This window comes from Shigella sp. FC1661 (assembly GCF_001712525.1).
GTDB lineage: Bacteria > Pseudomonadota > Gammaproteobacteria > Enterobacterales > Enterobacteriaceae > Escherichia > Escherichia coli.
The window spans coordinates 1-4,303 of sequence record NZ_MDGW01000182.1; the positions used below are offsets into that span (position 1 = coordinate 1).

General features: G+C 52.7%; 4 protein-coding genes and 2 pseudogenes. 3 read left to right on the forward strand and 3 right to left on the reverse strand.

What is annotated here, in order from left to right; genetic code table 11:
* A partial coding sequence (locus BFF42_RS27710) for a transposase (RefSeq protein WP_252866565.1) occupies nt 1-75 on the reverse strand: 75 nt, incomplete at its 3' end.
* Nucleotides 76-129: 54 nt separating this feature from the next.
* Between BFF42_RS27710 and nadB the strand changes: the two are divergent.
* Nucleotides 130-1,230 (forward strand): annotated as a pseudogene (gene nadB, locus BFF42_RS11680) (L-aspartate oxidase); the annotation flags it as partial.
* Here the strand turns inward: nadB and trmN are convergent.
* Nucleotides 1,215-1,952, reverse strand: a complete 738-nt coding sequence (gene trmN, locus BFF42_RS11685) for a tRNA(1)(Val) (adenine(37)-N(6))-methyltransferase TrmN (RefSeq protein WP_005007860.1) — start codon at nt 1,950-1,952, stop codon at nt 1,215-1,217. The pseudogene nadB and the gene trmN overlap by 16 nt on opposite strands.
* Nucleotides 1,953-2,083: 131 nt before the next feature.
* Between trmN and srmB the strand changes: the two genes are divergently transcribed.
* Nucleotides 2,084-3,418, forward strand: a complete 1,335-nt coding sequence (gene srmB / locus BFF42_RS11690; protein ID WP_000219197.1) for an ATP-dependent RNA helicase SrmB — start codon at nt 2,084-2,086, stop codon at nt 3,416-3,418.
* Nucleotides 3,419-3,626: 208 nt separating this feature from the next.
* Here the strand turns inward: srmB and BFF42_RS11695 are convergent.
* Nucleotides 3,627-3,923: pseudogene (locus BFF42_RS11695) on the reverse strand (substrate-binding domain-containing protein); the annotation flags it as partial.
* A gap of 93 nt (nt 3,924-4,016) precedes the next feature.
* Between BFF42_RS11695 and BFF42_RS11700 the strand changes: the two are divergent.
* Nucleotides 4,017-4,303, forward strand: a 287-nt coding sequence (locus BFF42_RS11700) for a transposase (protein WP_000567737.1), incomplete at its 3' end; no start/stop codon positions are given.

Sequence of the window (4,303 nt, forward strand, 5' to 3'; positions counted from 1 at the left end):
AAGTTGATTTTCAAGAACCGTTCTGACAGCTTCGGCTTTGAACTCTTTAGAGTAACGTTGGTTTTTTCTGCTCATTATTAGCTCCTTCTGATGCCATTCTATTTCAGGAAGGAGTGTCCGTTAAACTCAGGCTACCTCAGGGTTGTAGGCGCGTGGGTATGGAACCGAAATAAAGAAACGGTGGAAACCTGCCACGCAAAAGCAGTGGTACTGGCAACCGGCGGTGCGTCGAAGGTGTATCAGTACACCACCAATCCGGATATTTCTTCTGGCGATGGCATTGCTATGGCGTGGCGCGCGGGCTGTCGGGTTGCCAATCTCGAATTTAATCAGTTCCACCCTACCGCACTGTATCACCCACAGGCACGCAATTTCCTGTTAACGGAAGCACTGCGCGGCGAAGGCGCTTATCTCAAGCGCCCGGATGGCACGCGTTTTATGCCCGATTTTGATGAGCGCGGCGAACTGGCCCCGCGCGATATTGTCGCCCGCGCCATTGACCATGAAATGAAACGCCTCGGCGCAGATTGTATGTTCCTCGACATCAGCCATAAGCCCGCCGATTTTATTCGCCAGCATTTCCCGATGATTTATGAAAAATTGCTCGGGCTGGGGATTGATCTCACACAAGAACCGGTACCGATTGTGCCTGCTGCACACTATACCTGCGGTGGTGTAATGGTTGATGATCATGGGCGTACGGACGTCGAGGGCTTGTATGCCATTGGCGAGGTGAGTTATACCGGCTTACACGGCGCTAACCGCATGGCCTCGAATTCATTGCTGGAGTGTCTGGTCTATGGCTGGTCGGCGGCAGAAGATATCACCAGACGTATGCCTGATGCCCACGGCGTCAGTACGTTACCACCGTGGGATGAAAGCCGCGTTGAGAACCCTGACGAACGGGTAGTAATTCAGCATAACTGGCACGAGCTACGGCTGTTTATGTGGGATTACGTCGGCATTGTGCGCACAACAAAACGTCTTGAGCGCGCCCTGCGGCGTATCAATATGTTGCAACAGGAAATAGACGAATATTACGCCCACTTCCGCGTGTCGAATAATTTGCTGGAGCTGCGTAATCTGGTGCAGGTTGCGGAATTGATTGTTCGCTGTGCCATGATGCGCAAGGAGAGTCGTGGCCTGCATTTCACACTGGATTATCCGGAACTGCTCACCCATTCCGGTCCGTCGATCCTTTCCCCCGGCAATCATTACATAAACAGATAAAAAGCCTGGGTCAGCGCCGTATACGCTTCGGAATAGTTCTGGTCTGGCCCACGAATGACTAAGCGATCGCTAAAGCATTCTCCCGCCTGCGGGGAGAATGCCAGCAGCACCCGATGCGGCAGTCGCGCTTCGTTTTCCGCCACATCCGTCCGCAAACGTAAATGCCAGCCCATGCTTAATGCCAGCTCCGTAAAACCATTACCAATCTGCTCTGGCAGCACTACGCAGAAAAATCCCTCTTCGGTAATGCACTCCGCCGCACAGGTCAGCAGCGATGGGTGATCAAGCGTAGTGGTATAGCGAGCCTGTTCCCGTTGAGGGATCGCGCACTCTACTCCCTGCTGATAGTAAGGTGGGTTACTGATGATTAAATCGAAGCGTACTGTCTGCTGTGTGAGCCACTGCTGAATATCCGCCGTATGGACGTTAATCCGCTCTGCCCACGGGGACTGGTTGATATTTTCCTGCGCCTGCGCGGCAGCTTCACTTTCCAGCTCAACGGCATCAATTATCACGCTGTCACTGGTTCGCTGCGCCAGCATCAGTGCCAGCAACCCGCTACCCGCGCCGATATCAAGGCAACGTTTCACCCCAGCCACCGGTGCCCATGCGCCCAGCAAAATGCCATCCGTTCCCACTTTCATCGCACAGCGATCGTGAGCAACAAAAAACTGTTTAAAAGTAAATCCATTACGACGAAGCACGGATGTAGACTGTGACATGAAAATAAAACCTTGCAGGAAAAACGGCGATAGCACCGGGTGAGAACAATACCCGAGAAGCGATATCCATACAAACAGATGAAGATTGCAGCCGTAACGTCTATAATCAGCGCCCCACACAGAGGTAGAACATGACTGTAACGACTTTTTCCGAACTTGAACTCGACGAAAGCCTGCTGGAAGCCCTCCAGGATAAAGGTTTCACTCGCCCGACCGCCATTCAGGCTGCCGCCATTCCGCCTGCGCTCGATGGCCGTGATGTACTCGGTTCTGCGCCGACAGGCACCGGTAAAACGGCGGCGTATCTGCTGCCAGCGTTGCAGCACCTGCTCGATTTCCCGCGTAAGAAATCCGGTCCGCCGCGTATTTTGATCCTCACCCCAACTCGCGAGCTGGCGATGCAGGTGGCCGATCATGCCCGCGAACTGGCGAAACATACGCATCTGGATATCGCCACCATTACCGGCGGCGTAGCCTATATGAACCACGCGGAAGTGTTCAGCGAAAATCAGGACATCGTGGTCGCCACGACCGGACGTCTGCTGCAATACATAAAAGAAGAGAACTTCGATTGCCGCGCGGTTGAAACGCTGATCCTCGACGAAGCAGACCGTATGCTGGATATGGGCTTCGCTCAGGATATCGAACATATTGCTGGCGAAACGCGCTGGCGTAAACAGACCCTGCTCTTTTCGGCAACGCTGGAAGGCGATGCGATTCAGGACTTTGCCGAGCGTCTGCTGGAAGATCCGGTGGAGGTTTCTGCCAATCCGTCCACCCGTGAGCGCAAAAAAATTCATCAGTGGTATTACCGCGCCGATGACCTGGAACATAAAACCGCATTGCTGGTGCATCTGTTAAAACAGCCGGAAGCGACCCGCTCAATTGTGTTTGTGCGTAAGCGTGAACGTGTGCATGAGCTGGCAAACTGGCTGCGCGAAGCGGGCATCAACAACTGCTATCTCGAAGGTGAGATGGTACAGGGCAAGCGTAATGAAGCGATTAAACGCCTGACCGAAGGCCGCGTAAACGTACTGGTAGCAACCGATGTTGCCGCGCGCGGTATCGACATTCCAGACGTCAGCCACGTCTTTAACTTCGATATGCCGCGCAGTGGTGATACTTATTTGCACCGTATCGGACGTACCGCGCGCGCCGGTCGTAAAGGCACCGCGATTTCGCTGGTGGAAGCCCATGACCATCTGCTGCTTGGCAAAGTTGGCCGTTATATTGAAGAGCCGATAAAAGCTCGCGTCATTGAGGAACTACGCCCGAAAACGCGTACGCCAAGCGAGAAGCAGACCGGCAAGCCATCGAAGAAAGTACTGGCAAAACGCGCCGAGAAGAAAAAAGCTAAAGAGAAAGAGAAGCCGCGGGTGAAAAAACGCCATCGCGACACCAAAAATATTGGTAAGCGCCGTAAACCGAGCGGAACGGGCGTGCCACCGCAAACGACAGAAGAGTAATCTTAATTCCGGGTTTAAGCCCGGAATTAAAAGTGCTGGCAAACGCAAAACTGCCTGATGCGCTACGCTTATCAGGCCTACATGGCTCATGCAATATATTGAATTTGCACGATCTTGTAGGCCGGATAAGGCGTTCACGCCGCATCCGGCATGAACAAAACGCACTTCGTCGACAAGTTGGGTGCCGGGTTTAAGCCCGGCATTATTTTTATCCCGGCAAAAAACACTCTTCAATACACTGAATAAAAGTGTGCATCGCCGGGCTAACCGCTTTTCCAGCATGGTGTGCGCACATGGCCGTAATGGTCTGCGACTGTTCGCCAAAAGGCAATTCAATTAATTCTCCGCTCTCAAGCTCTTTTTCCACCGCAAAGCGGGGCAAGTAACTGACACCGATATTCGCCGCGACACAACGTTTGATACTTTCAATGCTTAACAGCTCAATGGTGTTTTCCACCGTGATCCGCCGCTGACGCAGCGTGCTCTCAAATATCTGCCGGAAGACATTAGACTGGCCCCCTGAATCTCCAGACAACCAGTATCACTTAAATAAGTGATAGTCTTAATACTAGTTTTTAGACTAGTCATTGGAGTACAGATGATTGATGTCTTAGGGCCGGAGAAACGCAGACGGCGTACCACACAGGAAAAGATCGCAATTGTTCAGCAGAGCTTTGAACCGGGGATGACGGTCTCCCTCGTTGCCCGGCAACATGGTGTAGCAGCCAGCCAGTTATTTCTCTGGCGTAAGCAATACCAGGAAGGAAGTCTTACTGCTGTGGCCGCCGGAGAACAGGTTGTTCCTGCCTCTGAACTTGCTGCCGCCATGAAGCAGATTAAAGAACTCCAGCGCCTGCTCGGCAAGAAAACGATGGAAAATGAACT